24 protein-coding genes are annotated in these 25,183 nt (G+C 39.1%); 14 read left to right on the forward strand and 10 right to left on the reverse strand.

Annotated features, from left to right (window positions below; genetic code table 11):
* Positions 1-154 precede the first annotated feature (154 nt).
* Positions 155-1,621 carry an MFS transporter gene (locus tag EGS71_RS21300; RefSeq protein WP_000027030.1) on the forward strand — a complete coding sequence of 489 codons (1,467 nt, stop codon included), beginning with the start codon at positions 155-157 and terminating at the stop codon, positions 1,619-1,621.
* Positions 1,622-1,680: 59 nt separating this feature from the next.
* Here the strand turns inward: EGS71_RS21300 and EGS71_RS21305 are convergent, their stop codons facing one another.
* Positions 1,681-2,865 (reverse strand): hypothetical protein, encoded by a 1,185-nt coding sequence (locus EGS71_RS21305; protein ID WP_000472480.1) that lies wholly within the window; start codon positions 2,863-2,865, stop codon positions 1,681-1,683.
* A gap of 441 nt (positions 2,866-3,306) precedes the next feature.
* Here EGS71_RS21305 and tauA point away from each other — a divergent pair, with 441 nt between their 5' ends.
* The 4 genes from tauA to tauD are packed head-to-tail and all read left to right on the forward strand — an operon-like array spanning position 3,307 to position 6,907.
* The gene (gene tauA / locus EGS71_RS21310; protein ID WP_000651495.1) at positions 3,307-4,347 is read left to right on the forward strand and encodes a taurine ABC transporter substrate-binding protein; all 1,041 of its coding nucleotides are present in this window, start codon (positions 3,307-3,309) and stop codon (positions 4,345-4,347) included.
* A 9-nt stretch (positions 4,348-4,356) separates the two neighbouring features.
* Positions 4,357-5,151 (forward strand): taurine ABC transporter ATP-binding protein, encoded by a 795-nt coding sequence (locus tag EGS71_RS21315; protein WP_000114470.1) that lies wholly within the window; start codon positions 4,357-4,359, stop codon positions 5,149-5,151.
* Positions 5,148-6,017 carry a taurine ABC transporter permease TauC gene (tauC, locus tag EGS71_RS21320; protein WP_001092656.1) on the forward strand — a complete coding sequence of 290 codons (870 nt, stop codon included), beginning with the start codon at positions 5,148-5,150 and terminating at the stop codon, positions 6,015-6,017. Before EGS71_RS21315 ends, tauC begins: the two co-directional genes overlap by 4 nt.
* 8 nt (positions 6,018-6,025) lie before the next feature.
* A complete protein-coding gene (tauD, locus tag EGS71_RS21325) occupies positions 6,026-6,907 on the forward strand; it encodes a taurine dioxygenase (RefSeq protein WP_001099243.1) in 882 nt (293 codons plus the stop codon).
* A gap of 67 nt (positions 6,908-6,974) precedes the next feature.
* On the opposite strand, the gene EGS71_RS21330 is transcribed toward tauD, so the two are convergent.
* The gene (locus EGS71_RS21330) at positions 6,975-7,709 is read right to left on the reverse strand and encodes an aspartate/glutamate racemase family protein (RefSeq protein ID WP_000694031.1); all 735 of its coding nucleotides are present in this window, start codon (positions 7,707-7,709) and stop codon (positions 6,975-6,977) included.
* Positions 7,706-9,175, reverse strand: a complete 1,470-nt coding sequence (locus EGS71_RS21335) for an NCS1 family nucleobase:cation symporter-1 (RefSeq protein WP_001066262.1) — start codon at positions 9,173-9,175, stop codon at positions 7,706-7,708. Before EGS71_RS21335 ends, EGS71_RS21330 begins: the two co-directional genes overlap by 4 nt.
* Positions 9,176-9,571: 396 nt before the next feature.
* On the opposite strand from EGS71_RS21335, the gene EGS71_RS21340 reads away from it, so the two are divergent.
* Positions 9,572-10,321, forward strand: coding sequence for a GntR family transcriptional regulator (locus EGS71_RS21340; RefSeq protein WP_002015881.1), 750 nt, complete (start codon positions 9,572-9,574; stop codon positions 10,319-10,321).
* A gap of 38 nt (positions 10,322-10,359) precedes the next feature.
* On the opposite strand, the gene EGS71_RS21345 is transcribed toward EGS71_RS21340, so the two are convergent.
* The gene (locus EGS71_RS21345) at positions 10,360-11,250 is read right to left on the reverse strand and encodes a LysR family transcriptional regulator (RefSeq protein WP_000375416.1); all 891 of its coding nucleotides are present in this window, start codon (positions 11,248-11,250) and stop codon (positions 10,360-10,362) included.
* A gap of 194 nt (positions 11,251-11,444) precedes the next feature.
* Between EGS71_RS21345 and EGS71_RS21350 the strand changes: the two genes are divergently transcribed.
* The 3 genes from EGS71_RS21350 (at position 11,445) to EGS71_RS21360 (ending at position 14,335) form a co-directional block, all read left to right on the forward strand.
* Positions 11,445-12,131 (forward strand): hydrolase, encoded by a 687-nt coding sequence (locus tag EGS71_RS21350; RefSeq protein ID WP_001043290.1) that lies wholly within the window; start codon positions 11,445-11,447, stop codon positions 12,129-12,131.
* A gap of 110 nt (positions 12,132-12,241) precedes the next feature.
* Positions 12,242-14,116 (forward strand): amidohydrolase, encoded by a 1,875-nt coding sequence (locus EGS71_RS21355; protein ID WP_000136116.1) that lies wholly within the window; start codon positions 12,242-12,244, stop codon positions 14,114-14,116.
* A 57-nt stretch (positions 14,117-14,173) separates the two neighbouring features.
* Positions 14,174-14,335, forward strand: coding sequence for a DUF1427 family protein (locus EGS71_RS21360; protein ID WP_000784878.1), 162 nt, complete (start codon positions 14,174-14,176; stop codon positions 14,333-14,335).
* A gap of 68 nt (positions 14,336-14,403) precedes the next feature.
* On the opposite strand, the gene arsC is transcribed toward EGS71_RS21360, so the two are convergent.
* Positions 14,404-14,832 (reverse strand): arsenate reductase (glutaredoxin), encoded by a 429-nt coding sequence (gene arsC, locus EGS71_RS21365; protein ID WP_000138010.1) that lies wholly within the window; start codon positions 14,830-14,832, stop codon positions 14,404-14,406.
* Between the two features lie 84 nt (positions 14,833-14,916).
* On the opposite strand from arsC, the gene EGS71_RS21370 reads away from it, so the two are divergent.
* Together EGS71_RS21370 and arsB are read left to right on the forward strand one after the other, a co-directional pair.
* Positions 14,917-15,246: an ArsR/SmtB family transcription factor gene (locus EGS71_RS21370; protein ID WP_000610147.1), complete on the forward strand. Its 330-nt coding sequence runs from the start codon at positions 14,917-14,919 to the stop codon at positions 15,244-15,246.
* A 100-nt stretch (positions 15,247-15,346) separates the two neighbouring features.
* Positions 15,347-16,381: an ACR3 family arsenite efflux transporter gene (arsB, locus tag EGS71_RS21375; RefSeq protein ID WP_002015531.1), complete on the forward strand. Its 1,035-nt coding sequence runs from the start codon at positions 15,347-15,349 to the stop codon at positions 16,379-16,381.
* Between the two features lie 91 nt (positions 16,382-16,472).
* On the opposite strand, the gene EGS71_RS21380 is transcribed toward arsB, so the two are convergent.
* Positions 16,473-17,375 carry a LysR family transcriptional regulator gene (locus tag EGS71_RS21380; RefSeq protein ID WP_000886381.1) on the reverse strand — a complete coding sequence of 301 codons (903 nt, stop codon included), beginning with the start codon at positions 17,373-17,375 and terminating at the stop codon, positions 16,473-16,475.
* Between the two features lie 101 nt (positions 17,376-17,476).
* Here EGS71_RS21380 and EGS71_RS21385 point away from each other — a divergent pair, with 101 nt between their 5' ends.
* The 3 genes from EGS71_RS21385 (at position 17,477) to ahpF (ending at position 20,300) form a co-directional block, all read left to right on the forward strand.
* A complete protein-coding gene (locus EGS71_RS21385) occupies positions 17,477-18,037 on the forward strand; it encodes a chromate transporter (RefSeq protein WP_001017018.1) in 561 nt (186 codons plus the stop codon).
* A complete protein-coding gene (locus EGS71_RS21390) occupies positions 18,037-18,558 on the forward strand; it encodes a chromate transporter (protein WP_000501457.1) in 522 nt (173 codons plus the stop codon). Before EGS71_RS21385 ends, EGS71_RS21390 begins: the two co-directional genes overlap by 1 nt.
* 176 nt (positions 18,559-18,734) lie before the next feature.
* On the forward strand, positions 18,735-20,300 hold the full coding sequence (gene ahpF, locus EGS71_RS21395; RefSeq protein ID WP_000886815.1) for an alkyl hydroperoxide reductase subunit F: 1,566 nt from the start codon (positions 18,735-18,737) through the stop codon (positions 20,298-20,300).
* Positions 20,301-20,353: 53 nt separating this feature from the next.
* Here ahpF and EGS71_RS21400 read toward each other — a convergent pair whose 3' ends face one another.
* From EGS71_RS21400 to EGS71_RS21415, 4 genes are all read right to left on the reverse strand, one after another.
* Positions 20,354-22,360, reverse strand: a complete 2,007-nt coding sequence (locus tag EGS71_RS21400) for an esterase/lipase family protein (RefSeq protein ID WP_000498041.1) — start codon at positions 22,358-22,360, stop codon at positions 20,354-20,356.
* A gap of 116 nt (positions 22,361-22,476) precedes the next feature.
* A complete protein-coding gene (locus EGS71_RS21405) occupies positions 22,477-23,418 on the reverse strand; it encodes an ABUW_2363 family tetratricopeptide repeat lipoprotein (RefSeq protein ID WP_001009736.1) in 942 nt (313 codons plus the stop codon).
* Between the two features lie 103 nt (positions 23,419-23,521).
* Complete coding sequence (gene cysE / locus EGS71_RS21410) at positions 23,522-24,337, reverse strand: serine O-acetyltransferase (RefSeq protein WP_000917698.1); 816 nt, start codon at positions 24,335-24,337, stop codon at positions 23,522-23,524.
* A complete protein-coding gene (locus EGS71_RS21415) occupies positions 24,330-25,169 on the reverse strand; it encodes an RNA methyltransferase (RefSeq protein ID WP_000051400.1) in 840 nt (279 codons plus the stop codon). The genes cysE and EGS71_RS21415 overlap by 8 nt, the downstream gene beginning before the upstream one ends.
* Positions 25,170-25,183: the final 14 nt, after the last annotated feature.

A 25,183-nucleotide genomic window follows, 5' to 3' on the forward strand; every position in this document is an offset into this window, starting at 1 on the left:
AGCTTTTATTTTGTCTTTTTATATCGATTTTACTGCTGAGTTAATAATGAAAAGATAATTCTATAATTTAGATTAAAACATCAGATTAATTTGTTTTTGTATTATGTAAATAATCATTATTTTGTTCCTGTGATTAAAATTCAGGAATTATTAAGTGAGCATACAAGAACTCGATCATAACCATCGTTATGAAATTAAATCTCCCGATGATGTTTCACAATTAATTTCCAAATTTGCAGGGAAGGGTAAATCGAATAAAGTTATTTGGTTGGCACTGATTGGCGTATTTATTGATGCCTATGATCTAACAACGCTCTCTTTCGGTATTGAGCAAGTCATCTCAGAGTTTTCCTTAAACCCAGTCATGACCGGTGTGGTGGCATCAGCAATTGTTTGCGGAACCATTGTGGGTAACCTGATTGGTGGTTGGCTGACAGATAAAATCGGCCGTTATCGGGTCTTCATGGCGGACATGGTGCTGTTTGTTATTGCTGCAATTGTCGCGGGCTTTGCACCAAATGTTTGGGTTTTGATTTTAGCCCGATTCATTATGGGAATTAGTGTTGGTATTGATTTGCCTGTTGCAATGTCATACTTATCTGAGTTTTCCAAATTTAACGGTAGTAGCAACAAGGCAGCGCGTCTAGCCGCATGGTGCCCAATGTGGTATGCCGCTTCTTCGGTGTGTTTTGGGCTGGTTCTGGCGCTTTATTTTCTTTTACCACCCGAGCATAGCAACTGGTTATGGCGAGCATCCTTAATTTTTGGAGCAGTGCCAGCATTACTTATTATTTTTATTCGCGGTAAATATTTGACTGAGTCACCAATCTGGCTTGCAAACCAAGGCGATTTAAAAGGGGCCGCTCAAGTTCTACAAGAATCCTATGCAATTCATGCAGTCGCTACAGTTGAAAAAGTAGAAAGAACTGCTGAAAAGAAAAAGCGTGAGGGTTTTGCAGTTTTATTTAATAAAACCTATTTGCCAAGAACTATTGTGGCAATTGTGATTCACATTTCGGTGGCATTTCAGTACACGACCATTGCCTTCTTTTTACCTTCTATTTTAACGCGTTTCTTTCATACCGATGTCTTGACGACCATTACTACAACACTCGGGCTTAATTTATTGTTTGCATTTACGGGCGGGCTGTTAGGTGTATTTGTTGCCAGCAGATTTAAATCTCGTCATGTGTTGCTTACAGGCTTTTTACTCCAGTTTATAGCCCTCATTGCCTTGGCATTCATTGGTGAACCCGGTAATAGCTTTTTACTCTACACTGCAATTGGCATGCTCGGGCTTTGGCTTTTTGCTGAAGGTTTTGGGCCAGGTGCACAAATGATGGTTTATCCAACCATGGCTTATCCAGCTTCGATTCGTGGCGTTGGGGTTGGCTTTAACCGGGCAGTAACGGGCGTTGCTCAAGCAATTGCTTTGTTTGTTTTACCAATCTGGATGGCGGGATATAAAACCGATGTTTACCTGATTATTTCTATCTTTGCGTTTATTCCTTTAATTGTGATTGGACTACTGATTAAGTTTGAGCCTACCGCCCAAGATGTTGATGTTATTGATGAAGATAAAACAGAACTTCCTCTCAATAATTCACCAGTAATTGACTAGAGTGAAATAGATATCTAAATAAAAACAAAGGCCAACATCTGTTGGCCTTTGTTTTGGAGTTAGAAGTAATAAGCAAAAATTACAAATGCTTTTTTGTTCCATTTATCGTTAGTTCCACCAGCCGCAAGGCCTTCACTGTCTCCTAAATATGGATCGTGTTTACCCACCAGCAACTCGGCTTGTACTGTCAATTTTTGATAGTTAAACGCAATGCCGGGAATAAAACGGGTGGAGTCTTTGAAGCCATCTTGCTCTTTTCGATAAGAACTATAGTTTAGGTAGGGGCGAACAGAGGTAATTGGGCCAAACTGCTGAGGAAATAAATAGCTGAGTTCTGCTGAATAAATCTGGCCTTTGGTTGCTGAGTTAAATGAATAATCGAAACCACCTAAAGTCAGGTGGTCTTTATATTGAGCGTCGGCATTATCAATGTCTTGATAACCAGCCAAAAGCTGTAAATTCCATTGATTGTAATTGGTATTGCTAAAAACTGAATAGACTTGGCGATCGCCATCTTGTCCTGAACGTTTATTTTCAATGGTGGAGTACCATGCAGAGGCGCCAAGTTGAGTAGAGAAATTTTCTTGGCCTAAGATATTCTTAAAGGTATGAGCACCGCGAACAACAATTGAGTTCTTTTCTTTGGTATTAGTGCCTTGCGGTACAGAGTCATCTGCATTGACAGGGTTGATACTAAAACGACTCGAGTCTTTGCTTTTACCTCTATAGGTGCCACCATCGGTAGGATAAAAGGCGAGTTGTGCTTCATTGATTCCATCATTGAAATCATATTTTACCCCAAGGTTGTGTACATCTTCCCAACCAGCACTATTGGCAATGCCTAAATAATAAGTATTTCCCCAAAAGCGGCCCAAGCCAAAAGGAACGGGGTTTAAGCCAGCAATAATTTTACTGTTGTCATTAATTTTATAACCTAACCACGCATCGGTAAGCCAATTGGCATCTCCTAAATGCCCGTAATATTCATAAACCCGATAATCTAGGCGGCCTATCCATTTCGGGGAGTTGTAATCTAGCCATAAGACCGCGTCATTAAAAGAAAATTTACTGGTAGTGGGATCAGAGTCAAAATCATAAATATATTTAGCCCGAACAGTACCACTTACTTTAAGTTCACCTTCTTCAGCATTGCCAAAGGTAAGGGCTGCATGACTTGAGAGGCTGAATGTAAGCAAAGACGTTGTAATTAATGTTTTTGTCAAAATTTGAGAATGTTTAAACAAAAGAATTTTTCTCCTCTTAAAAATAAAAATTAAATTTGCCTCATGTATAAACCAGAAAAAGATTTGTCCAAATCTTAATATTTGCAGAAGATTCAAGATAAAAAGATAATAAAATCTGTACTTTATATAAAAGAATGAAAATTAATGAAATGCAAAACTTTGGGTATAGAGACAAAAATAAAAATGATGAAATATGAGTAGGATAAAATAATTAAAAGGGGGATGTCAGGGTCTTCTGATCATATGATTTGGGAATATCGTTTTTAATTATTGATATATAAGTAATTTAATTTTACCACTAATCTGTAAGTTTGCTTGAAATTTGCTTTTTACCAAAAGATAAAAACTTATGAAGAAAAGTTATTTATAAAAACCAGATAAGCAACTCATATTTTTTTATTTTTCATTATAAGGCCAGCTGCATACCATGAGCTTATATTATTGAAAGATCATGAAATTATGAGCACGAAGACCAAACCGTTGATTATCACGGCAATTGTTATAGTCGCAATTGTTGCATTTATCGTATGGCAAAATAAAAAAGACAATAATACAAGTGCTTCAGTTCGTGACAATAAACCTGTCGTGATTGCTTATCAAACTGGGGTTGACCCAAGCAAAGTTGCACAGGCGAATGGAGACTATGAAAAACATAGTCAACGTACTATTCAATGGAAAAAATTTGATGCGGGTTCAGATGTTGTCAATGCACTTGCTTCAGGTGATGTGGTACTTGGTAATATTGGTTCAAGCCCACTTGCTGCCGCGGCAAGCCGTAATTTACCGATTGAAGTATTCTTAATTACTTCAAAACTTGGTGCATCTGAAGCACTCGTGGTGAGTAATAAATCAGGCATTAAAACTCCTCAAGATTTAATTGGCAAAACCATTGCTGTACCGTTTGTTTCGACAACCCATTACAGCCTTTTGTCTGCACTTAAACATTGGAACATTCCAGAAGACAAAGTAAAAATTATTAACTTGCGTCCACCTGAAATTTCAGCTGCTTGGGAACGTGGTGATATTGATGCTGCCTATGTGTGGGAACCTGCTTTAAGTAAAGCCAAAGCATCTGGTACGGTTTTAACTGACTCAAAACAAGTCGGTGAATGGGGTGCTCCAACTTATGACTTATGGGTTGTACGTAAAGACTTTGCAGAGAAAAATCCTGACTTTTTGAAAGCTTTTGTCCAAACCACACTTGAGCAACTCGAAAAATATAACCAAGACCCAGCCGCTTACGTTAAAGATGCCGATAACGTGCAAAAAATTGCGCAGCTCACAGGTTCTGATGCAAAAGATATCCCGCTTTTATTAAGTGGAAATATTTATCTTGACCACGCTCAGCAAAAACAAACATTAGATGGTGAATTTGCGCAAAATATTTTTGATACAGCGAAGTTCTTAAAAGGTCAGGGCAAGGTCGATCAACTTAAAGCCGATTATAAAGGCAATGTGAATTCTTCATTTTTGCAGCCTTAAGGAGTTGTCATGAGTGTACTTGAAGCCAAACATATTCATCTGACTTTTCCTAAACAGCAAAAGCCAGTTTTACAAGACATTAACCTAACCATTGAAGAAGGTTCTTTAACCGTGATTTTAGGTGAGTCGGGTTGTGGCAAAACAACTTTGCTTAATATCTTGGCAGGGTTTCAAAAGCCGAGTTCTGGTGATGTGCTTGTAAATCATGAAGTCGTAACTGGACCAGATGTAACTCGTGCTGTTGTATTTCAAGATCATGCCTTACTTCCTTGGTTGAATGTTGCAGATAATGTTGGCTTCGCTTTGCAGTTAAAAGGTTTAAAGCGTGCAGAGATTGAGAAACAAGTGAGTGCAATTTTAAAAATTGTGGGTTTAAGTCACGTTGAAAAAGCCAATATCTGGGAACTTTCCGGTGGTATGAAACAACGTGTTGGTATTGCCAGAGCTTTGATCAGTCACGCGCCGTTTATTTTATTAGATGAACCTTTTGCCGCATTAGATGCTTTTACGCGTGAAAACATGCAGCAGTTAGTGCTCGATTTATGGATTCAACAAAATAAAAGCTTCTTTTTGATTACTCATGACATTGAAGAAGCATTATTGCTCAGCAATCAGTTAGTTCTGATGACAGCGCATCCAGGCAAAATTGTAGAAACTCTACACCTCGATTTTGCCCAACGGTACCGTCAGGGCGAGTCTATTCGTTCAATTAAATCGGATCCTCAATTTATTCAGCTCAGAGAACAGTTATTTGAAAGTTTAAGGGCACAAAAACAAAGCGGTAAGGAGGCGTTACCTACATGAACACTAAAGATAACGTCTATGAATATGACAAAGCAGAGCTTAAACCTGAGTTAAATGTGCAAACAGAAAATGCTTCATTTCTATCATCATTTTTTGAGAAGCATCGTACTTTGGCGGTCAGCATAATCAGTGTGGGAAGTGTAGTTGCACTCTGGTTCCTCATTACTGCTTTGCATGTTGTACCTGAACTGTTTTTACCGAGTCCACAGGCAGTCTGGCAAAAATTTATATCGGTCAGCCAAGAAGGCTTTATGAAAGCAACTTTGTGGCAACATTTGGCAGCCAGCATTTCTCGTGTATTTTTAGCTTTGATTGCTGCCGTGGTGATTGGTGTTCCGCTGGGTTTGTGGATGGGGCTGAACAAATGGGTTCGCGCTGTTCTAGATCCTTTGGTTGAATTATTACGTCCAATTCCACCGTTAGCTTATTTGCCATTACTTGTTATTTGGTTCGGTATTGGTGAAACCACAAAAGTACTTTTGATTTTCTTCTCGATTTTGGCGCCTGTCATTATTAGTAGTGCGCATGGTGTGTTAAGCCATCAGCTTAATCGTGAACGTGCGGCATTGTCGTTAGGGGCAAGTCAGTCACAAGTCTTTTGGCATGTCATTTTACCAACCGCTTTGCCTCATATTATTACCGGTATTCGTATTGGTCTTGGGGTGGGCTGGTCAACATTAGTTGCAGCTGAGTTGGTTGCAGCGGACCGTGGTATTGGTTTTATGGTGCAATCGGCAGCACAGTTCTTAATTACCGATACGGTGATTCTGGGCATTATTGTGATTGCGATTGTCGCAGTTAGTTTTGAGCTGTTTTTACGTTGGTTACAAAAACAGTTTTCTCCTTGGTATGGTCAGCAGTTGTAGTAAAGAAGATGAATACAGTAGTAGCAAACTTAAATATAGAAGTGATCAAGCCTACCATTGGCGCAATTATTCACGATATTGATTTGAATGCGTTAAATGAACAGACAACGCAACAAATCCAGCAGGCTTTGCTTGATCATCAAGTCATTTTTTTTCGAAAGCAACAATTAGCTCCGCAAGCACAAGCAGACTTGGCCCGTAGTTTTGGCACGTTGCATGTGCACCCGATTTATCCTTCAATTGAAGATGTACCTGAGGTGATGGTACTCGACAGTTGGAAACAAGATTTGCGTGACAATGAACTTTGGCACACAGACGTGACTTTTAGTAAAACTCCACCTTTAGGTTGTGTGTTGCAAGCCATTAAAATTCCACCTGTAGGCGGTGACACGTTGTGGTCGAGTAATACAGCAGCTTTTAAAGGGCTTCCGCTTGAGTTACAGCAAAAATTGCGTGGCTTAACTGCAACACACGATATTCGTAAGTCTTTTCCACTTGAGCGTTTTGCCCATAACGAAGAAGAGCGTGAAAAGCTTTTACAAACCTTTAAGCGTAACCCGCCAGTAGTTCACCCAGTGGTACGTACTCATCCGGTTACAGGTGAGCCTTTGTTATTTGTAAGCGAGGGTTTTACCACACACATTAATGAGTTACCCGAGCAAGAAAGTGAGCAATTACTTAACTTCTTGTTTGAACATGCGACCCAAGAGCAATTTCATTTACGCTGGAAATGGCAAGACGGTGACGTCGCGATTTGGGATAACCGTTGCACACAACATAAAGCATTATTTGATTATGGCGATGCCCATCGAATTATGCACCGCGCAACTATTAATGGCGATGTGCCATTTTATAAAGAAGAACAACAGCCAGAGTTAGCAGAGGCTTAATTCTTTTGATTATTCTTTGTTTCAATTCCAAATCTGAGTTTTGAGCTGGAATTGAAATATTAACTCTTTAGCGTACTCCAAAACCTGACAATATGCCTGTGTAGTTCTTTACAGGAGGTGAGGCCCAATCACCAACTTTGCTTGTTTTTAAATTTAACTGAACTAACATTTCAGCTTGTTTAACTGCTGCTGCAACGCCGTCTATAACTATTACGCCCAACTCGTTTTGTAGTTTTAGGCATAAATCGCTCATACCTGCACAGCCCAAAACAATCGCATCGCTTTTATCTTCTGCGAGTGCTTTTTTGCACTCATCTCTTATTGTTCGATAAGCATCTGAGTCAGGAAGCTCCAACTCTTCAACTGCAATGTCACAAGCTCGAACATTTTTGCAAAATGGTGTAGCCCCGTAGCGATGAGCCAGATGCCAACTCATATTCACTGTGCGTTGTAAGGTCGTGACCACACTAAAACCAGTACTTACATAACTTGCAGTTCGCATAGCTGCTTCGGCAATCCCAATCACAGGTGCCGAACTGATTTCACGGGCGGCATAAAGCGCAGGATCACCAAAACAGGCAATAACATAAGCATCTGCATCTAGAAGTTCACCTTGGCGAATTTCCTCTAGCACACCTACGGCACTTAGGGCTTCATCATAATAACTTTCAATTGTTGCAGGGCCCATTTGAGGACTCACAGCAATAATTTGAGTATCAGAATTTGCGACTATCTTTGCTGATGCAGCAATTTTGTCAGTCATGCTTTGGGTGGTATTAGGATTAATAATTTTAATTTTCATTGTACTTTTACCTTAGTCATTGCTGATTTAGCATGGGCAAGCGGTTGGTTAAGAAATCGGTAAATGACAAAACCGAATCCCATCCCAATAAACCATGTGAAATTAGCCAGCCCAGACAGTTGTGGTAAAAGTACGCAGAGAATAGGAATTAATGAAGCTGGAATTAACGCATAAAAGGCAGAGTGGTTATAACCATTTTTGTACCAATACGAGCCTTGAGTATCTAAAGTATATAAATCATCTACCACGATTTTTTGTTTTTTAACGAGGTAAAAATCGGCGAGCAATACACCAAAAAGTGGACCGATAAATGCACCTAAAATATCAATGGTGTAATGGATCACTTGAGGGTTATTAAATAAATTCCATGGGGTAATGAAAATTGAACCTACTGCTGCAATCATTCCACCCGTGCGCCAGCTAATTTTGCTCGGTGAAACGTTGGAAAAATCAAAGGCAGGTGAAACAAAGTTAGCGACAATATTAATTCCGATAGTGGCAATCATTAAGGTCAAACTACCTAAAATGACTACAAATGTGTTATCCAGTTTTCCAACCATCTCGACAGGGTCTGTAATAAGTTTTCCATATACTGGAAGCGTTGCTGCAATACACACCACAGTAAGTAAAGAAAAGCCTAAGAAGTTAATTGGTAAGCCAAGAAAGTTCCCCATTTTAATCGCGTTAAAGCTTTTACCATAACGAGAGAAGTCGCCAAAATTCAGCATCGGTCCTGAAAAATATGAGACAACAAGCGCAATAGCACCAATCATGACTGGTACAACTGCAAAACCGTCGTATTGAACCCCACTTAAATTTAAATCAATATTCTGCCAGCCAGCTTTCCAGATCAGCCAGACTGCCATGGCAAACATTACAACGTAGACAGCTGGACCCGCCCAGTCAATGAACTTACGAATGCTGTCCATGCCAGACCAGAAAACAATCGCTTGTAGTAACCAAAGCAGCATGAAGCCAACCCATCCTAAATAGGAAAGCCCAAGAAAGCCGTAAGTTGAAACATCAGCATAGACTGACCATTCTGGAAAGAACTTTAAAATGACCAATAAAAAAGCACTGGAGGCCAAATAAGTTTGAATGCCATACCATGCGACAGCAATAAGACCACGGATAACGGCAGGGATATTTGCACCAAGCACACCGAAAGTGGCACGACAAATCACAGGATAGGGCGTGCCTGTTTGTTGGCTAGACTTGGCAATGAGATTTGTAAAAAACTGAACAATTGCAATGCCGATGAGTAAAGATAAAAGTACCTGCCAGCTATTTAGCCCTAGTGCAAAAAGGCTCCCAGCCATGACATAGCCGCCGACACTATGAACATCAGACATCCAGAAGGCAAAAATATTATAAGCGCCCCATGTTTGCTTTTTTAAAGGAGCTAAGTCTTGATTTGTCAGTTTTGCATCATAAGAAGGTTTAATTATTGCTTCGGTATTATTCATCTTGAACACTCACTTCCTTAAGATGGAGGCACTTTCAGCAGTATTGTTTTTCTGTCTAAAAGAATGAAATTAAAATTGTGTACAATGTGATATTTAAATTGTGCACAATTTTAATTGAGCAAAAGTTATGCCAAATTTAGGAAGTAGTGTTTATGAGTCATTAAAACTGGTATGGATTTTGGATATGAAGAGACAGATTTATAAAATGAGAAGTGCTTAATTTTTTATAAAAAGTAAGTAAATTTAGGTATATAAGTGGATATTTAGAGATCTAATATTAAATTGTTCAGCTCAACATAAGCGTTGTGAAAATGAGAGAAATATTTCCAAACGCTTAAGTTAAACTTACACTATTCAAAATAGATGAAGTTCTAAAAAGAGGAGGCATTAATAAAAATGGAGAAATCAATGCCATCGAATGCACCAAAAAAAGCCGTAGAAATGAGCAATGATGAAATTGATGACCATATATATAACGCTATTGTAGATGCTATTTTAAATCGACAACTTGCCCCTGGCGCACGTTTAGTTGAAGCACCCTTATGCGAAGCATTTGGTGTAACGCGAGGAGTGTTAAGACGTGTTTTCGTCAAACTTGCACATGATAAGGTTATTGAAATTCAACCCAATCGTGGGGCACTCATCGCAAAACATAGTGCAAATGAAACAAAAGAAGTCTTTGAAGCACGCAGCATGCTGGAAATCGCCACTGTAAGAAAACTAGCACAAAAGTCTCATCGCCTAGATTTTAGTGAGCTTCGGACTTTGGTAGAACAAGAGTCGCATGAGCGTTTAGCTGGCAATTGGGCCGAGTGGATTAAGCTATCAGGTCAATTTCATTTAAAGCTGATTGAAGCTAATCAAAATTCGATCATGACCAGTTATTTGCAGACACTTATTGCGAGGACTTCGTTATTAATTGGCTTATATGAAATTCCAAAACATAATAATTGTTCGGCAGATGAACACCGTGCAATTTTAGATGCCATTGAACAAGGCGATGAAAAACGAGCAACGCAATTGATGGAAGAACATTTAGAACACTACGCAACCACATTTATTGAAGAAAACAGTACAGTATCTGCCGAGCAAAATTTATTAAATTTATTTAAAAATAAGAGAATTGAAACACCTCAAACTAATTAAAAATCTGGGCCAATTCCTGTGGAAAAGGCCCAGATTGGTTATTTTATGGGAATGATTTGATGTGTTAAAAAATCAATAAATAGTTTTACTTTCTTCGATAAAATCTTACGATTTGGCCATGTGACATATAAGTGAAGTGGCTGACTGGTATAATCTTCCAAACATTTCTGTAACTTACCTTCTTTATAATAAGGCTCTGCAATAAACTCTGGAAGAAAAACAATACCGTGATCTTTTAAACACATATCCAATAATAGTTCACCATTATTACACGTCATCACAGGGAAACAATTAAAAGACACTTCTTTCTGATCTTTTTGAAAAATCAATTTTTTATGTCGGCTATCTTGATAGTAAATTAGAAACTTATGTTCTTTAAGTTCTTCTAAAGAAGTAGGTAATCCATGTTGATTGAAATATTCAGGTGTTGCATATAAATAACGTTGATAGGTATTTAAAATTTTACTATTTGCCAAACTTGGCGCAGATCCATCTAAGCGTATGGTCAGATCAAATTTGTGTTGATTCACATCTAATAGCTGATCTGTCATAAACAAATCAATTTTAATACTGGGATATTTCTCAATAAAGTCTGAAATGATATGTTGAAGGAAAATGTTGCTAAAAGACATGGGCGTATTGAGCTTGAGTTCGCCTTCAGGATATTGCTGGTTATAGCTAATCTCGTAAGTTGCCCATTCAAATTCACTCAATATAACCTTGCAATGTTGGTAAAATTTTTCCCCACAACTGGTCAGATTCATTTGTCTGGTTGTTCGATTTAATAGTGTTGTTTTTAAATCATTTTCGAGATAGCAAACACGTTTGGCTACCAAATCACGAGAAATATCGAGTGCTCTAGCTGCGCTACTAAAATTCCCATGTTCTACGACACTTACAAAAGTGGAAATACAGTCTAATCGATCCATGGATAACTAAAAATTAAAAAATATATATCCATGATTAAACTATAAAAATTAAAAAGCAATCATTGATTTGATTGTATCCATACAGGATACAGATTCGAGCTGTTTTGCTGTCTATGTTTTTACATTTTTATCTGTTTTGATAATAACCAGTAGGCAATTTTAAAGCCTTATATAATGAATAATGGAGTTTAGACGTGAATAAATCACTTTTAGAACAACTATCACCAACCAATTGTCAGGTTATTTTTATTGATCATCAGCCGCAAATGGCTTTTGGGGTACAGTCAATAGATCGCCAAGTATTAAAGAATAATACTGTAGGGTTAGCAAAAGCGGCTAAAACATTCAATATTCCTGTCACCATTACAACGGTTGAAACTGAAAGCTTTTCTGGTCATACCTACCCAGAACTTTTAGATGTATTTCCAGATGCTCCTTTACTAGAACGTACTTCAATGAATTCATGGGATGACCAAAAAGTACGTGATTCGCTTGCAAAAAATAATCGTAAAAAAGTGATTGTTTCAGGTTTGTGGACTGAAGTGTGCAATAACACCTTTGCTTTTGGCGCCATGCTTGAAGGCGATTATGAGATTTATATGGTCGCAGATGCTTCAGGCGGTACATCGAAAGAAGCACATGACTACGCCATGCAACGCATGATTCAGGCAGGTGTTGTTCCGGTAACTTGGCAACAAGTATTACTCGAATGGCAGCGTGACTGGGCACACCGTGATACATACGATGCAGTTATGGCGATTGTACGTGAGCATTCTGGTGCTTACGGTATGGGTGTGGACTATGCCTATACGATGGTACATAAGGCACCTGAGCGTACAACATCAAAACATGAAGTACTTGCACCCGTTCCTGCAAAATAAAACAGTACTGATTTAGATAAAGGTATGTCTAGTATTCAATATTTAAGTGATATTAATACAGATATATCTTTATTTTTTTAGAACGATAATTCACAAGAATGGAGTTCAGAATGACCGAAATAAACCTCATACTTAAAAACGGTAAAATCACAACACTAGATCCTCAAAACCCCGAAGTACAAGCAATTGCGATTGCAGATGGTAAAGTCGTCCGCACGGGTACAACTGATGAGGTTATGAAACTCGCAACTCCAACAAGTAAAGTTGTAGACTTAAATGGTCGTCGCGTTATACCGGGTCTAAATGACAGTCATTTGCATATTATTCGTGGTGGTCTAAATTACAATATGGAACTGCGCTGGGAAGGTGTGCCATCCGTTGCAGATGCACTACGCTTACTCAAAGAACAAGCAGATAATACGCCTGCTCCACAATGGGTCCGTGTAGTAGGCGGTTGGACTGAGTTCCAGTTTGCCGAAAAGCGTTTACCGACTTTAGAAGAAATTAATAAAGCTGCGCCAGATACTCCGGTATTCGTTTTACATTTATATGCCAGTGCCTTGTTGAACCGAGCTGCGCTTGATGTATTAGGCTTTAATAAAGACACGCCAGACCCACCGGGTGGCAAGATTGTAAGAGATGAAAAGGGTGAGCCAACAGGTCTGTTGCTCGCAACTCCATCCGCTATGATTTTATATTCGACCTTAGGTAAAGCGCCGAAATTGCCAGTTGAAGATCAAGTCAATTCGACTCGTCATTTCATGCGTGAATTAAACCGATTAGGTATTACTTCAGCAATTGATGCAGGTGGTGGAGGTCAAAACTACCCTGAAGATTATGATGTGATTAAGCAATTACATGATCAAAATCAAATGACTGTGCGAATTGCTTATAACTTATTTGCTCAAAAGGCAGGCCAAGAGCTTGATGATTATCGTCGCTGGACAGAAATGACATTCCCGGGTGATGGTGATGAATTATTTAGAATGAATGGAGCAGGTGAGAACCTGACTTGGTCAGCGGGTGACTTTGAAGATTTCTATGAGCCACGTCCGGATTTACCAGAAAAAATGGAAGGTGAACTCGAAGCTATTGTAGAGCACTTGGCTGAAAAGAAATGGCCATTCCGTATCCATGCAACTTATGATGAAAGTATTAATCGTCTGCTCAATGTATTTGAGCGCGTCAATTCAAAACAGCCATTTGCGACACGATTTATTATTGACCATGCCGAAACTGTATCTGAGCGTAATATCGAACGTATTGGTGCGTTGGGTGGTGGTATCGCGATTCAGCATCGTATGGCATATCAAGGTGAGATTTTCGTAAAACGCTATGGTGCCGAAGCTGCCCAAGCAACGCCACCAGTCAAGAAAATGTTAGAACTCGGTGTACCTGTGGGTGCGGGAACAGATGCGACTCGTGTTGCATCTTATAACCCTTGGGTGTGTTTGTATTGGCTGACTACAGGTAAAACAGTAGGTGGGTTACCTTTGTATGATGAAAAAAATCTATTAGATCGTCAAACCGCCCTCAAACTCTGGACGAAAGGTTCGGCTTGGTTCTCAGGTGAAAAAGATATCAAAGGTTCACTCACAGCAGGGGAACTTGCCGACTTAGTTGTGTTGTCAGATGACTACTTTAAAGTTGAAGCAGAAGATATCCAGTGGATTGAGTCTGTACTCACTGTTTTAGGTGGAAAAGTGGTGTACGCAGGGGCAGAGTTTAAGCAAGACGATCCGCCGTTACCGCCAGCATCTCCAACATGGTCGCCAGTAAAACGCTTCGGTGGTCAGTGGCGCTTATCTGAAAACCGTAATGCACCATCGAATCAATCATTACAGTCACAAAGTGCATTGTGTGCATGTGCTAGTAGCTGTGGAATGCATGGACACAGCCACGCTTGGATGCTTGATGTTCCTGTAAATGATAAGGACAAAAAATCTTTCTGGGGCGCACTTGGGTGCTCGTGTTTTGCATTTTAAATAAAACAGTATGGGAACCTGCCTCATTAAATAGCTTGTTTCCTTAAGGTATGTACGATGAAAATGTACTTGTTATCTTTGGCTGTAGGGTTGCTTGTTGGTGTCTTATATTATGTTTTAAATGTTAAGTCACCAGCTCCACCTCTTGTTGCATTAGTCGGTTTATTAGGCATGTTAATAGGAGAGCAACTGCTTCCTTTTATCAAATCCTATTTTTAATCCGTTTCATTCAAAAAAGCTAAATGGTGCCATGTCATTTAGCTTTTTATATTAATAAGTATCTTCAATTACTTTAAACGACGGCCTTGTTCATCAATGATCACTTCACCATCTTCTTTTGCAAAATAGCCTAAGTTTTGTGAATCTAAAATGTCTAGTACCATCTCAGAAGGGCGGCAAAGTCGCGTGCCTTTTGGTGTAACCACAAATGGGCGATTAATTAAAATTGGATATTGCACCATAAAATCAATTAACTGTTCATCGGTCCAATGGTCTTGTTCTAACTCTAAATCTTTATAGGGTTCAACATTTTTACGAATTGCTTCACGTACACTTAGGTTCGAATCCTTAATGAGTTGAATCAATTCATCTTTACTTGGCGGTGTTTGCAAATATTCAATAACGATAGGTTCAATTCCTGCATGACGAATAAGCGCCAATGTATTGCGCGAGGTCCCGCAAGCAGGGTTATGGTAAATCTTCACTAGCTCAGTCATGACAAATTTATCGATGAATTAAGATATTGCATTTATATATGGATATTCGTATATTTGCAATAACGAATATATTTTGTTGAAGATATGATCAACCAAGTCGATTTCTTTAAATGTCTATCTGACCAAACTCGGTTAAATATTCTTAAATTAGTTCTAAATAAACAAAATATTTGTGTCTGTGAGCTAACCGAACAGCTTGAGTTGAGCCAACCCAAAATTTCTAGACACTTAGCTTTGTTACGAACTCATGGCGTATTACTGGATGAAAGAAAAGGACAGTGGGTTTATTACAGCTTAAATCCTGATTTACCTGTTTGGGCTTTAGATATTTTAAAAGTGATAGAAAATGACGAGAGTGGGACAAAAGTAAAACAACAAGATCAGTCTTTCATCACGACAACGTGTTGTGATTAATCTTCCTAAATTTTGTCTTAGAAAATGCAGATTTATTTAGCATAAGTGCATAAGTCATTTGTGTGTATTGAACGTAATTAATTTCTTCTTCGAGTAGAACATGACCAAACAAGGGCTTTCCTTTTTAGATCGAAACCTGACGCTATGGATTTTTATAGCAATGGCTTTAGGTTTAGCGATTGGAGTTTTCTTTCCTCAGGCATCTGTGTCTTTAAATGAATTAAGTGTAGATAACGTTAATATTCCAATCGCAATCGGTTTGGTTTTAATGATGTATCCGCCATTGGCAAAAGTGGACTATGCGGCTTTACCAGAAGTATTTAAGGATAAGAAAACCTTAACTTTATCTTTGATACAAAACTGGATTATTGCTCCAGTTTTAATGTTTATCCTTGCGATTGTTTTTTTGCATAACTATCCGGAGTATATGACGGGCCTTATTTTGATAGGCTTGGCACGTTGTATTGCAATGGTATTGGTCTGGAATGGCTTAGCTTGTGGTGATAACCAATATGTTGCAGCTTTAGTCGCCTTTAACAGTATTTTTCAGATTTTATTTTTTAGTACCTATGCATGGTTGTTCTTAACTTTCTTGCCGCCATATTTTGGTGTGGCAGGACAAGTGATTGATGTCAATTTCTGGACCATCACACATGCTGTTTTGGTGTACTTAGGTATTCCATTCTTAATGGGTTTCTTGACACGTTTGATTTTAGTCAAGTCGAAAGGGTTGGAATGGTATCAAACTAAATTTTTACCAAAGATCAGCCCGATTAGTTTAATTGCTTTACTTTTTACCATTGTGGCGATGTTTAGTTTAAAAGGTGGCGATGTGGTGAGCTTACCTTTAGATGTATTACGTATTGCGATTCCACTCACGATTTACTTTGTAGTGATGTTCTTTATTAGTTTCTTTATGAGTAAACGGATGGGGAATAACTACCCACGTACCACTGCTATTTCATTTACCGCGGCAGGTAATAACTTTGAGTTGGCTTTAGCTGTAGCTATTGCAACTTTTGGTTTAGCATCACCTGTAGCATTTACCACAGTGATTGGACCATTGGTTGAAGTACCCGTTTTAATTTCACTCGTCACCGTTTCGCTTTGGTTAAAGAAAAAGTATTACTCTTAAAATCGTAAAATTTATTTGAACTATTTTTTGCTAAAAATGACTTTAACAAAGTGCCTTTATATAGGCACTTTTTATTGCCTAGCTTTTACACTTAGGTCATTGTTGGTAATAGTTTTTGCATGAGTTCAATGAAGTTTGACACTTTAGCTGAGTTTTCATTTTCTCGTGTAATTAAGTAAATAGGCGCATTTAGTTTTATCGAATCATCAAACTCGCGATAGACGATTTCATGGTCCCAAAAGTTATGCATTGAAGCCGGCACAATACTAATTCCAATACCGGCAGCCACTAAATTGAGGGTCGCAGTAGGGCGTGGCGCTTCTTGAATAATACGCGGACTAAAACCTGCCTGATAGCAGCTATATAAAATATTGTCATATAAGCCTTGCCCTGAAGAGCGACGGTATAAAACAAAATTTTCCTCTGATAAGTTACTTAAACTAATTTTTTTCTTCTGTGTAAGCGGATGGCCGATAGGTAAGGCCACCACCATTGGCTCGTTTAATATATGAAGATGCTTCAAACCAATATCTCGGCTAATCGGCGCTCTTAAAAAGGCAATATCAAGTTTTTCTGAAATTAACCAGTCCAGTTGCTTTTGACTGCCTGCTTCTTCAAGTTTGGTTTGCACAGCAGGGTACATTTCTCGATATGAACGTAATACGAGTGAAATGAGCGGATGCAAACCTGCGGAACTTGTAAAGCCAATATTGAGTTGTCCAGTTTTACCTTGGCTAACATCTTGGACTAATTTAGGAATATGGCGGGCATGTTCTAATAAAAGTTGTGCTTCTTTAAATAATGCTAAACCCGCTTCCGTCGGTTCAATCCCGCGCGGTTGACGAATAAGTAACTGTGTACCGAGTTCTTGTTCAAGTTTTTTAAGTAAACGCGTTAAAGGTGGCTGTTGAATAAACAAACGGTTTGCTGCATGAGTAATATTTCTTTCTTCAACCACCACTACAAAGGCATGAAGCTTATATAAATCGAGCATAGGAATACCTTTAGGGTATGGTTAATGAAAATAAAAGCATTTGTAGATATATCATAAAAGTATCATTCTATCTTGGTCGGATAAAGTGAAAAGTAACGAAAATGAACCATGTTGAGATTGCCGTGCAGAAGGATACCGTTCCTACTTGCACAGAGTTATTTTTAGGTTTTTTAACATTAGGTTTAATTGGATTTGGTGGTGTGCTGCCTTTAGCCCGTAAAGTTATTGTAGAGCAAAGGCATTGGTTAAGCCCTGAAAAATTCACTGAGTTACTTGGTCTGTGTCAATTTTTACCGGGCGGCAATATTATTAATTTATCGGTTGCGATTGGCATGGAGTTTCGCGGTGTCCGTGGAGCAGTGAGCTCACTCATTGGTTTAATCTTCGCACCTACCGTAATTGTTGTACTTTTACATTATGTCTATGAGCAGTTCCAAGACAACTTAATGGTTAAACACCTTTTTGAAGGTTTAGGAGCAGCAGCAGCAGGGCTTCTGGTTGCCACAGGTCTGAAAATGCTTAAGCCTTTGTTATGTAATCCATTAGCAATCTGTGTTGTGGTAGCGGCAATTGTCAGCATTGCCTTTCTAAAAATTCCTTTACTTTTGACTATGCTGATTTTACTTGCGTTTTATTCAGCCATCATTTGGAGACGTGTGTAATGGGTGCCGTACTACTTACTTTAGCAATCATTTTTACTCAGTTGTCTCTTATTGCATTTGGTGGTGGGAATACGATTTTGCCCGAAATGCAACGCCAAGTAGTCGATATCCATCACTGGATGACGGCGCAAGAATTTAGTGCTCTGTTTGCCATGGCACAAGCTGCACCTGGTCCAAATATGATGATTGTACCTTTGGTAGGGTGGCATGTAGCAGGGTTGTCTGGTCTATTGGTGACGTCTACTGCTAAATTTTTACCGTCATCTCTTATTACTGTATTTGTGATGAGAGGCTGGTCAAAATTCAAAGATAAGAAATGGCGCCGTGTTTTACAGCTTGCTTTACAACCTGTCACTGTGGGAACGGTACTTGCCAGTGCTTGGATTATCTCTGAGGCAGCGGCAATAAATACTTTACTTATCATTATGGTAGTCATTGCAACTTTATTATCTTTAATTAAAAAAGTTCATCCTTTGCATGTTTTGATTGCTGGGGCTGTATTTGGTGTGGTCTTACTCTAGTTTAACCAGTTTGCCGACCTGCGCTGGGATGAGTTCAGGTTGGCTTTTTTTGATTGAAGAAATGATAAAATCTAAAAAACCGATCAAATATATAAAAACATACTGTTTTACCTATTCATTGTTTTAACGTACTATGCATCTATTGAAAGAATTTGGATGCATTGGAGTAAAAACAGATGTTAGATCAAAACATTAAAACTCAATTAAAAGCTTACCTAGAACGTTTAGAAAGTCCAATCGAATTAGTTGCTGCTTTAGATGAATCAGACAAAGCTGCTCAAATTAAAGAATTAGTAACTGAAATCGCTGAGCTTTCTGACAAGGTAACAGCCCGTTTTGACGGTAATAATACACGTCGCCCAAGCTTTGGTGTGGCTAAAGCAGGTGAACAACCTCGTGTGTTCTTCGCAGGCTTACCAATGGGTCATGAGTTTACGTCTTTGATCTTGGCTCTGTTACAAGTGTCTGGCTATGCACCTAAAGTTTCGAATGAAGTTTTAAATCAGATTAAAGGCTTAAACCTCAAAGCCAACTTTGATGTGTTTGTTTCGCTTAGCTGTCATAACTGTCCGGACGTGGTACAGGCCCTTAACCTGATTGCCATTTATAATCCGAACACCACGGCAACCATGATTGATGGTGCATTCTTCCAAGACGAAGTGGAACAACGCAAAATCATGGCTGTACCGATGGTATTCCAGGACAATGAACACATTGGTCAAGGTCGTATGACCCTTGAAGAGATTGTGGCAAAACTTGATACCAATTCAGCTGAAAAAGACGCAGCAGCACTCAATGCCAAAGATGCGTTTGATGTATTGGTGATTGGTGGTGGACCTGCGGGTGCAACAGCTGCAATCTATGCAGCACGTAAAGGCATTAACACAGGTATCGTGGCTGAACGCTTTGGTGGTCAGGTCATGGACACCATGGACATTGAAAACTTCACTTCTGTGCAAAAAACACAAGGTCCTAAGTTTGCTGCTGAAATGGAAGCACATGTTCGTGAATACGATGTGGATATCATGAACCTGCAACGTGTCAGCAAAATCACGGGTGCAGACCAAACAGCAAATGGCTTGGTTGAAGTTGAACTTGAAAACGGTGCAAAACTTGAATCGAAAACTGTGATCCTTTCAACAGGTGCACGTTGGAGAGAAATGAATGTACCGGGTGAAGCTGAATACCGTACCCGTGGTGTTGCTTACTGCCCACACTGTGATGGTCCATTGTTCAAAGGCAAACGTGTTGCCGTGATTGGTGGTGGTAACTCAGGTGTTGAAGCTGCAATTGACCTTGCAGGTATTGTTGAGCATGTAACTTTAGTTGAGTTTGACACTAAACTTCGTGCTGACCAAGTGTTGCAAAACAAGTTAAATAGCTTGCCAAATACCACTGTGATTATGAATGCATTAAGTACAGAAGTATTGGGTGACGGTTCACAAGTAACCGGTCTTAAATATAAAGACCGTGCGACTGATGAAGAGCATGTGGTAGAGCTTGCAGGGATCTTTGTACAGATTGGTTTACTTCCAAACACTGACTTCTTAAAAGACAGTGAGGTTGAGTTAACCAACCGTGGCGAGATCATTGTCAATGACCGCAACGAAACCAATGTGAAAGGTGTATTTGCTGCGGGTGACTGTACCACTGTACCGTACAAGCAGATCATTATTGCTACAGGTGAAGGCGCTAAAGCATCACTCTCTGCGTTTGATTACATCATCCGTTCTGAGCAATAAAATCTGACCTAAAACAAAAGAGCCAAAGGATATCCTTTGGCTCTTTTTATTTTTTATGGTTTATACAAACCATGTTCAACTAAATGCTCTCGTAAAATACGACGTAGTTCTAATACGGCTTGAGGTGTTAACTGAATAGAGTGTCCACCCGGTAGAACTTTCTCAGATTTAGCACCTTCTAAGTGAGCACTTTTATAAGGAACAATACCATCGGTAATCACATTTGGATCATCACTTTTGGTAATGTTGCCCATAATTGAGTGGAAGATTAACCCTTGATGTGGATTAATATTCTCAGTGAGTTCCATAAATTTAGATTGATGGCTTAAGTCGCTTGGTCCATTTTGAATCAGGCCATTATCAATATTATTCAAGAAATCTTTAATATCTAAATTTTCTGTGGTGAGCGAAGTTGCAACAGCTGATAAAAAAGCACCCGGTAAGCGGATAATTTTACGCGCAGCTAATGTGAACCAACGATCGGCATAATCTGTACCTCGGTGTGGCGATGCCAAGAAAATTGCACGATCAAAGTTACTAATTGAATGCATTTGCAACCGTTCAGTCACCATAGGATGTTTCTTAAAACGGTTTTGCTGACGGATCGTCATCATCTCCAAGGCAGGTTTAGTAATATCAGCATCACTTACAAGTAAACGGCTAATAATTCCTCCCATACTATGACCTACAAGCACCGCATCATGCGCAGCAGGATCACTTGGGTTTAACGAACCGAACGCTTGTTTTAAGAGTGCATAAATCTGGAACCGGCTTTCCAGAATGGGCATATTGGTCGAGTAGAAAACTTGCCAAACTTGATAGTTATCTCTTAAAACAGTATCGCCCATGACATCGTTAGTGAGTGCAATCCATGCCTCAGGACTACTTGCCAAACCATGGACCAACACAATAATTTTTTTGTTTGGATTATAAGGTTCAAGCATATATAAATGCGGCATGGTTAAGTGCTGATCACGATCAATCAAGCTTAAATAAGCCGCTACACCTAGGTTGTTTTCAGCTAACCACAGACCATAAGGAGCTGAGAAGTTTGCAGCTAAAGGATACTGCTTACCAGCGACATTAATATTATCGGTTCGATAAGGATCATAAACCCGAATCACAAATTCTGGGTCATTAATAATTTCTTGAATGGTTTTAGCATGTTTAGGCTCTGCAACAATAGTTGCCGCTAAATAACGTGCATGGTGAATATTTGGATTTACACCATTTTTATAGCTGTAATTAAGTGGATCTAAAATGTATTCATTAATATCTTCTTTGCCTGAACTTGGGAAGACAGCTACAAATTCGGAACCGAAACCATCACGACGGTTGATTGTTCTTAAACCTGAGAAATTTAAGTTATAACTTGAAATTAATTTTTCTAATTTTTGGCCAGACAATTGTCTATGAAACTCAAAATCAATTGAATATACACTCTTACCAATATGGATTTGTGGCTCTACCACATTTTTTTGTGGATACCTTAAATCATACACACTGACCATTTTGGCAATCGCTTGATTATAGAAGTCGCGTATCTGAACTTGTCTATTATCAAAAATACGATCAGTTGGCTGACGTTTTGTAGAAAACAGATAAGCATAGCTATAACGGATACTCTTATCGAGTAGACTTAACTGTTGATCTAAGCATTCATCATATTTATTTTGAATAACTTTTTGTTCTTCAGTTGGCTTATGTTTAGTGAAACGACTAATTTTACATTCAGAAGAATCTGACAAAGCCATTGCTTTCGCCAGATACATTTCACTTGCAGCCGATAATAGCTGTTCATCTAAAATTTGGGGCAGATTTTTAAGTTGATTAACACAAGTGTCAGGGGAGTCTGTACAGGCCTTAGCTTCTTGCCCTGACATAGACAAAACGTTAAGACTTGCTTCACTTAGTTTATCTTGGGTAAGAATACTATTACGCTCATTTGCAATAGTAACGTTGAGAGCTTGTTGCTTAACATTGACGACCTGACATCCACTCAGAATTGAACCGAGGAGTATGACCGTGAAGAGCGCTGAGTTTCTTTTTCTAACAAACATTATGGTCAAATATGTGGATCAGTAATATGCTGATCATACAAATTTTAAAGTATTTTTCAATTGATCAAACATAAAAAAAGGGCTGTCAAATCAGCCCTTTTATAAAGTTTAAGCGTTTACTTTTTTGTAGCTGCGCTTGGGGTAGTAGAAGACATAGCAGGGTTTGTTAAAACTTGCCATACATTCCAGCGACCTTGTTTTTCAATTTCTTGAATTAAACGGTCTGCTACTTCAGCTTCATCAGGGTATTTAACCTTGTAATTTTTTAGAGTCTGAATTGCATTTTTCTTTTGTTCCATTGCAATATAGTTATTTGCAGCGGCTAAATATGCTTCCTGAACATTACCTTTAATAGCTTTATCTAAATAAGGAATAGCCTCACGTTGACCACCACCTTCAGATAAGCCAAAACCAAACCAGAAATTCGCTTCAGCATCATCTGGATTAATTTTTAAAAGTCTTTGTGCATATTCTAAAGACTTAGTGGTATGAGCAGTACCTAAATCAAGGTTACGGGCAAGTACACTTGCTTTAAAAGCACGAATAAGAATATCAAATGAAGCATCTGGATTAGCAGCTAAAGTATCTAAGCGCTGAGTCACTTCCTTAAGTTTGCTTTCAAAGCCTTTACGTTCTTGACGGTCAGTAAAACGAGGTGGATAGTGACGCGCTTTACCTTCAACAAGTTGTAAGAAGTCATCAATTTCAGTTACATCAATTTCATTATCGCCCGCTAAAACTGCGTACTTCATTGAACGTTGTGAGTTGTTGACTGTAGGTACGATCAATTTATTCGTATCTAATGTAAGTGTTTTGGTTGGATCGTCCTGACGAGTTACAACCATTTTGGTTATAGGCTGTGCAGCAGCTTCTTTTAAAGCAACTTCAAATGCAGGCGGAGCATCATAATTAAATGGGTTTAATGCATAAAATGGAGGTGTAAGCTCTGGTTCCTTAAAAACAAACGGCTCAATTTTTTGTTCTTTTACAGGTGCCATGGTACACGCTGTTAAACTTGAGGTCGCAAGAAGGATATATGCCAAAGGCTTAAAATTCATAGGATCTTCCGTTCATTTTATAAAGTTAAATAAGGTACAACAAGTCTAGGAAAACCTAAACCGACATGCAAGGGTAAGCGTGTTACATTATGAATCAAGAATATTACGTTTTTGATGTCTTGTTTTGCGCACCGCATTCACGACGAACTTCTTCAAGAATTTTTAGCTCTTCATCACTAAAAGGCTGTTCATCTTGACTTTCTTTTTTGAAAGTTGGGTCAAGTTCGGACAAACGCTGGCACAAATTATTCATACGCGTTTCATTGTGCTGAATACGGTCAAGTAAAACTCGCATTCCTTCTAAAATTGGGTCAGATTGATCAGCAGTAGTCGCATACGGAGCAAAACCAATACTTTGTGCATAATCACGGCGACGTTCTTCATCTTTATCTTTAGTTTTGTCGGCATCTTTATAGATATAACGTGCAGGGTTACCAACAGCTGTTACACCAGCAGGAACTGCTTTTGTGACTACCGCATTTGAACCAACTTTGGCGCCTTTACCTACCGTAAATGGACCTAAGATTTTCGCACCAGCACCGACAACCACGCCATCTTCTAAAGTTGGGTGACGCTTACCTTTATTCCAAGTCGTACCACCTAAGGTAACACCGTGGTATAGCGTTACATCATCACCAATTTCAGCAGTTTCACCAATTACAACGCCCATGCCATGATCGATAAAGAAGCGTTTGCCGATTTTAGCACCAGGGTGAATTTCAATACCCGTTGCAAAACGACTAAATGACGAAACAAAACGGGCGGTACCTTTGCAATCTTTTTTCCACAATTCATGTGCAAGTCTATGCAAAAGTAAAGCGTGTATACCCGGGTAAGTGGTAAGTACTTCGAGTGTATTTCGTGCAGCAGGATCTCGCGCGAATACAGCCTGTATATCTTCTTTAAGCTGTTTAAGCATTGGGTTGATCCTCCTTGTCCGATGATGCTTTTTTCCATTTGCCGCTTGTGAGGGCTTGGACTCGACTAAAAATACCGCGAAGTAAATGATATTCCATACGATCTAATTGTATACGACCAAATAAACGACGCAAGCGTAAAGGTAGTAAACGTGGATTTTCTGGATCTAAAAATTCAATTTCGGTGAGCATTTTTTCCAAATGAGGGTAGAACTCTTCCATTTGCTGCTGAGTCACTAACGGCTCATCCCATTGCATGCTTTGACCTTGAGCAAGCGGCATTTGCCCAGCATCAGAAGCAACTTCTTTTTGCTCTAATACCGACATACGAAGTTCATAACAAACCACTTGAATCGCTTGAGCAACGTTAAGTACACCATAGTCCGAGTTTACAGGAATAGTAAGGTGATAGTTTGCCAAAGCCAATTCTTCATTGGTTAAACCGCGGTCTTCACGCCCAAAAACGATCGCAATTTGTTGTCCTTGAGCAGCCGCCTTGATTGCTTCTTTGGAAGCAGGGCGAACATCTAACAAAGGCCATGGAATAGTACGGCTTCTTGCACTTGTCCCGAAAACTAAATGGCAATCTTTAATTGCTTCTTCGAGTGTTTCAACAATTTCAACCTGTTCTAATAAATCTTGTGCACCAGCAGCAAGCGCCTGAATATCTGGATGTGGATACGTTTTTGGTGAAACCAGAACCAACTTACTCAAGCCCATCGTTTTCATTGCGCGTAAAGCACTGCCAATATTAGCTGGTAAAGTGGTATTGACCATGACAATACGCACTTGTGCTAATTGTTTTGACACGGCGGTGTCGTCAAACAAACTCATAAGATTTCCAGAAA

This window comes from Acinetobacter sp. FDAARGOS_559 (genome assembly GCF_003940475.1).
GTDB lineage: Bacteria > Pseudomonadota > Gammaproteobacteria > Pseudomonadales > Moraxellaceae > Acinetobacter > Acinetobacter baumannii.

Bases quoted from the DNA above. Each gene is read 5' to 3' on its own strand.
- EGS71_RS21370 (WP_000610147.1), top strand. From the start codon at position 14,917: ATGATCAACCAAGTCGATTTCTTTAAATGTCTATCTGACCAAACTCGG.
- cysE (WP_000917698.1), bottom strand. From the start codon at position 24,337: ATGCTTAAACAGCTTAAAGAAGATATACAGGCTGTATTCGCGCGAGAT.
- EGS71_RS21315 (WP_000114470.1), top strand. From the start codon at position 4,357: ATGAGTGTACTTGAAGCCAAACATATTCATCTGACTTTTCCTAAACAG.
- EGS71_RS21390 (WP_000501457.1), top strand. From the start codon at position 18,037: ATGGGTGCCGTACTACTTACTTTAGCAATCATTTTTACTCAGTTGTCT.
- EGS71_RS21340 (WP_002015881.1), top strand. From the start codon at position 9,572: ATGGAGAAATCAATGCCATCGAATGCACCAAAAAAAGCCGTAGAAATG.
- tauC (WP_001092656.1), top strand. From the start codon at position 5,148: ATGAACACTAAAGATAACGTCTATGAATATGACAAAGCAGAGCTTAAA.
- EGS71_RS21415 (WP_000051400.1), bottom strand. From the start codon at position 25,169: ATGAGTTTGTTTGACGACACCGCCGTGTCAAAACAATTAGCACAAGTG.
- ahpF (WP_000886815.1), top strand. From the start codon at position 18,735: ATGTTAGATCAAAACATTAAAACTCAATTAAAAGCTTACCTAGAACGT.
- EGS71_RS21335 (WP_001066262.1), bottom strand. From the start codon at position 9,175: ATGAATAATACCGAAGCAATAATTAAACCTTCTTATGATGCAAAACTG.
- EGS71_RS21385 (WP_001017018.1), top strand. From the start codon at position 17,477: ATGAACCATGTTGAGATTGCCGTGCAGAAGGATACCGTTCCTACTTGC.
- tauD (WP_001099243.1), top strand. From the start codon at position 6,026: ATGAATACAGTAGTAGCAAACTTAAATATAGAAGTGATCAAGCCTACC.
- EGS71_RS21380 (WP_000886381.1), bottom strand. From the start codon at position 17,375: ATGCTCGATTTATATAAGCTTCATGCCTTTGTAGTGGTGGTTGAAGAA.
- EGS71_RS21355 (WP_000136116.1), top strand. From the start codon at position 12,242: ATGACCGAAATAAACCTCATACTTAAAAACGGTAAAATCACAACACTA.
- EGS71_RS21330 (WP_000694031.1), bottom strand. From the start codon at position 7,709: ATGAAAATTAAAATTATTAATCCTAATACCACCCAAAGCATGACTGAC.
- arsB (WP_002015531.1), top strand. From the start codon at position 15,347: ATGACCAAACAAGGGCTTTCCTTTTTAGATCGAAACCTGACGCTATGG.
- arsC (WP_000138010.1), bottom strand. From the start codon at position 14,832: ATGACTGAGCTAGTGAAGATTTACCATAACCCTGCTTGCGGGACCTCG.
- EGS71_RS21360 (WP_000784878.1), top strand. From the start codon at position 14,174: ATGAAAATGTACTTGTTATCTTTGGCTGTAGGGTTGCTTGTTGGTGTC.
- EGS71_RS21345 (WP_000375416.1), bottom strand. From the start codon at position 11,250: ATGGATCGATTAGACTGTATTTCCACTTTTGTAAGTGTCGTAGAACAT.
- EGS71_RS21400 (WP_000498041.1), bottom strand. From the start codon at position 22,360: ATGTTTGTTAGAAAAAGAAACTCAGCGCTCTTCACGGTCATACTCCTC.
- EGS71_RS21405 (WP_001009736.1), bottom strand. From the start codon at position 23,418: ATGAATTTTAAGCCTTTGGCATATATCCTTCTTGCGACCTCAAGTTTA.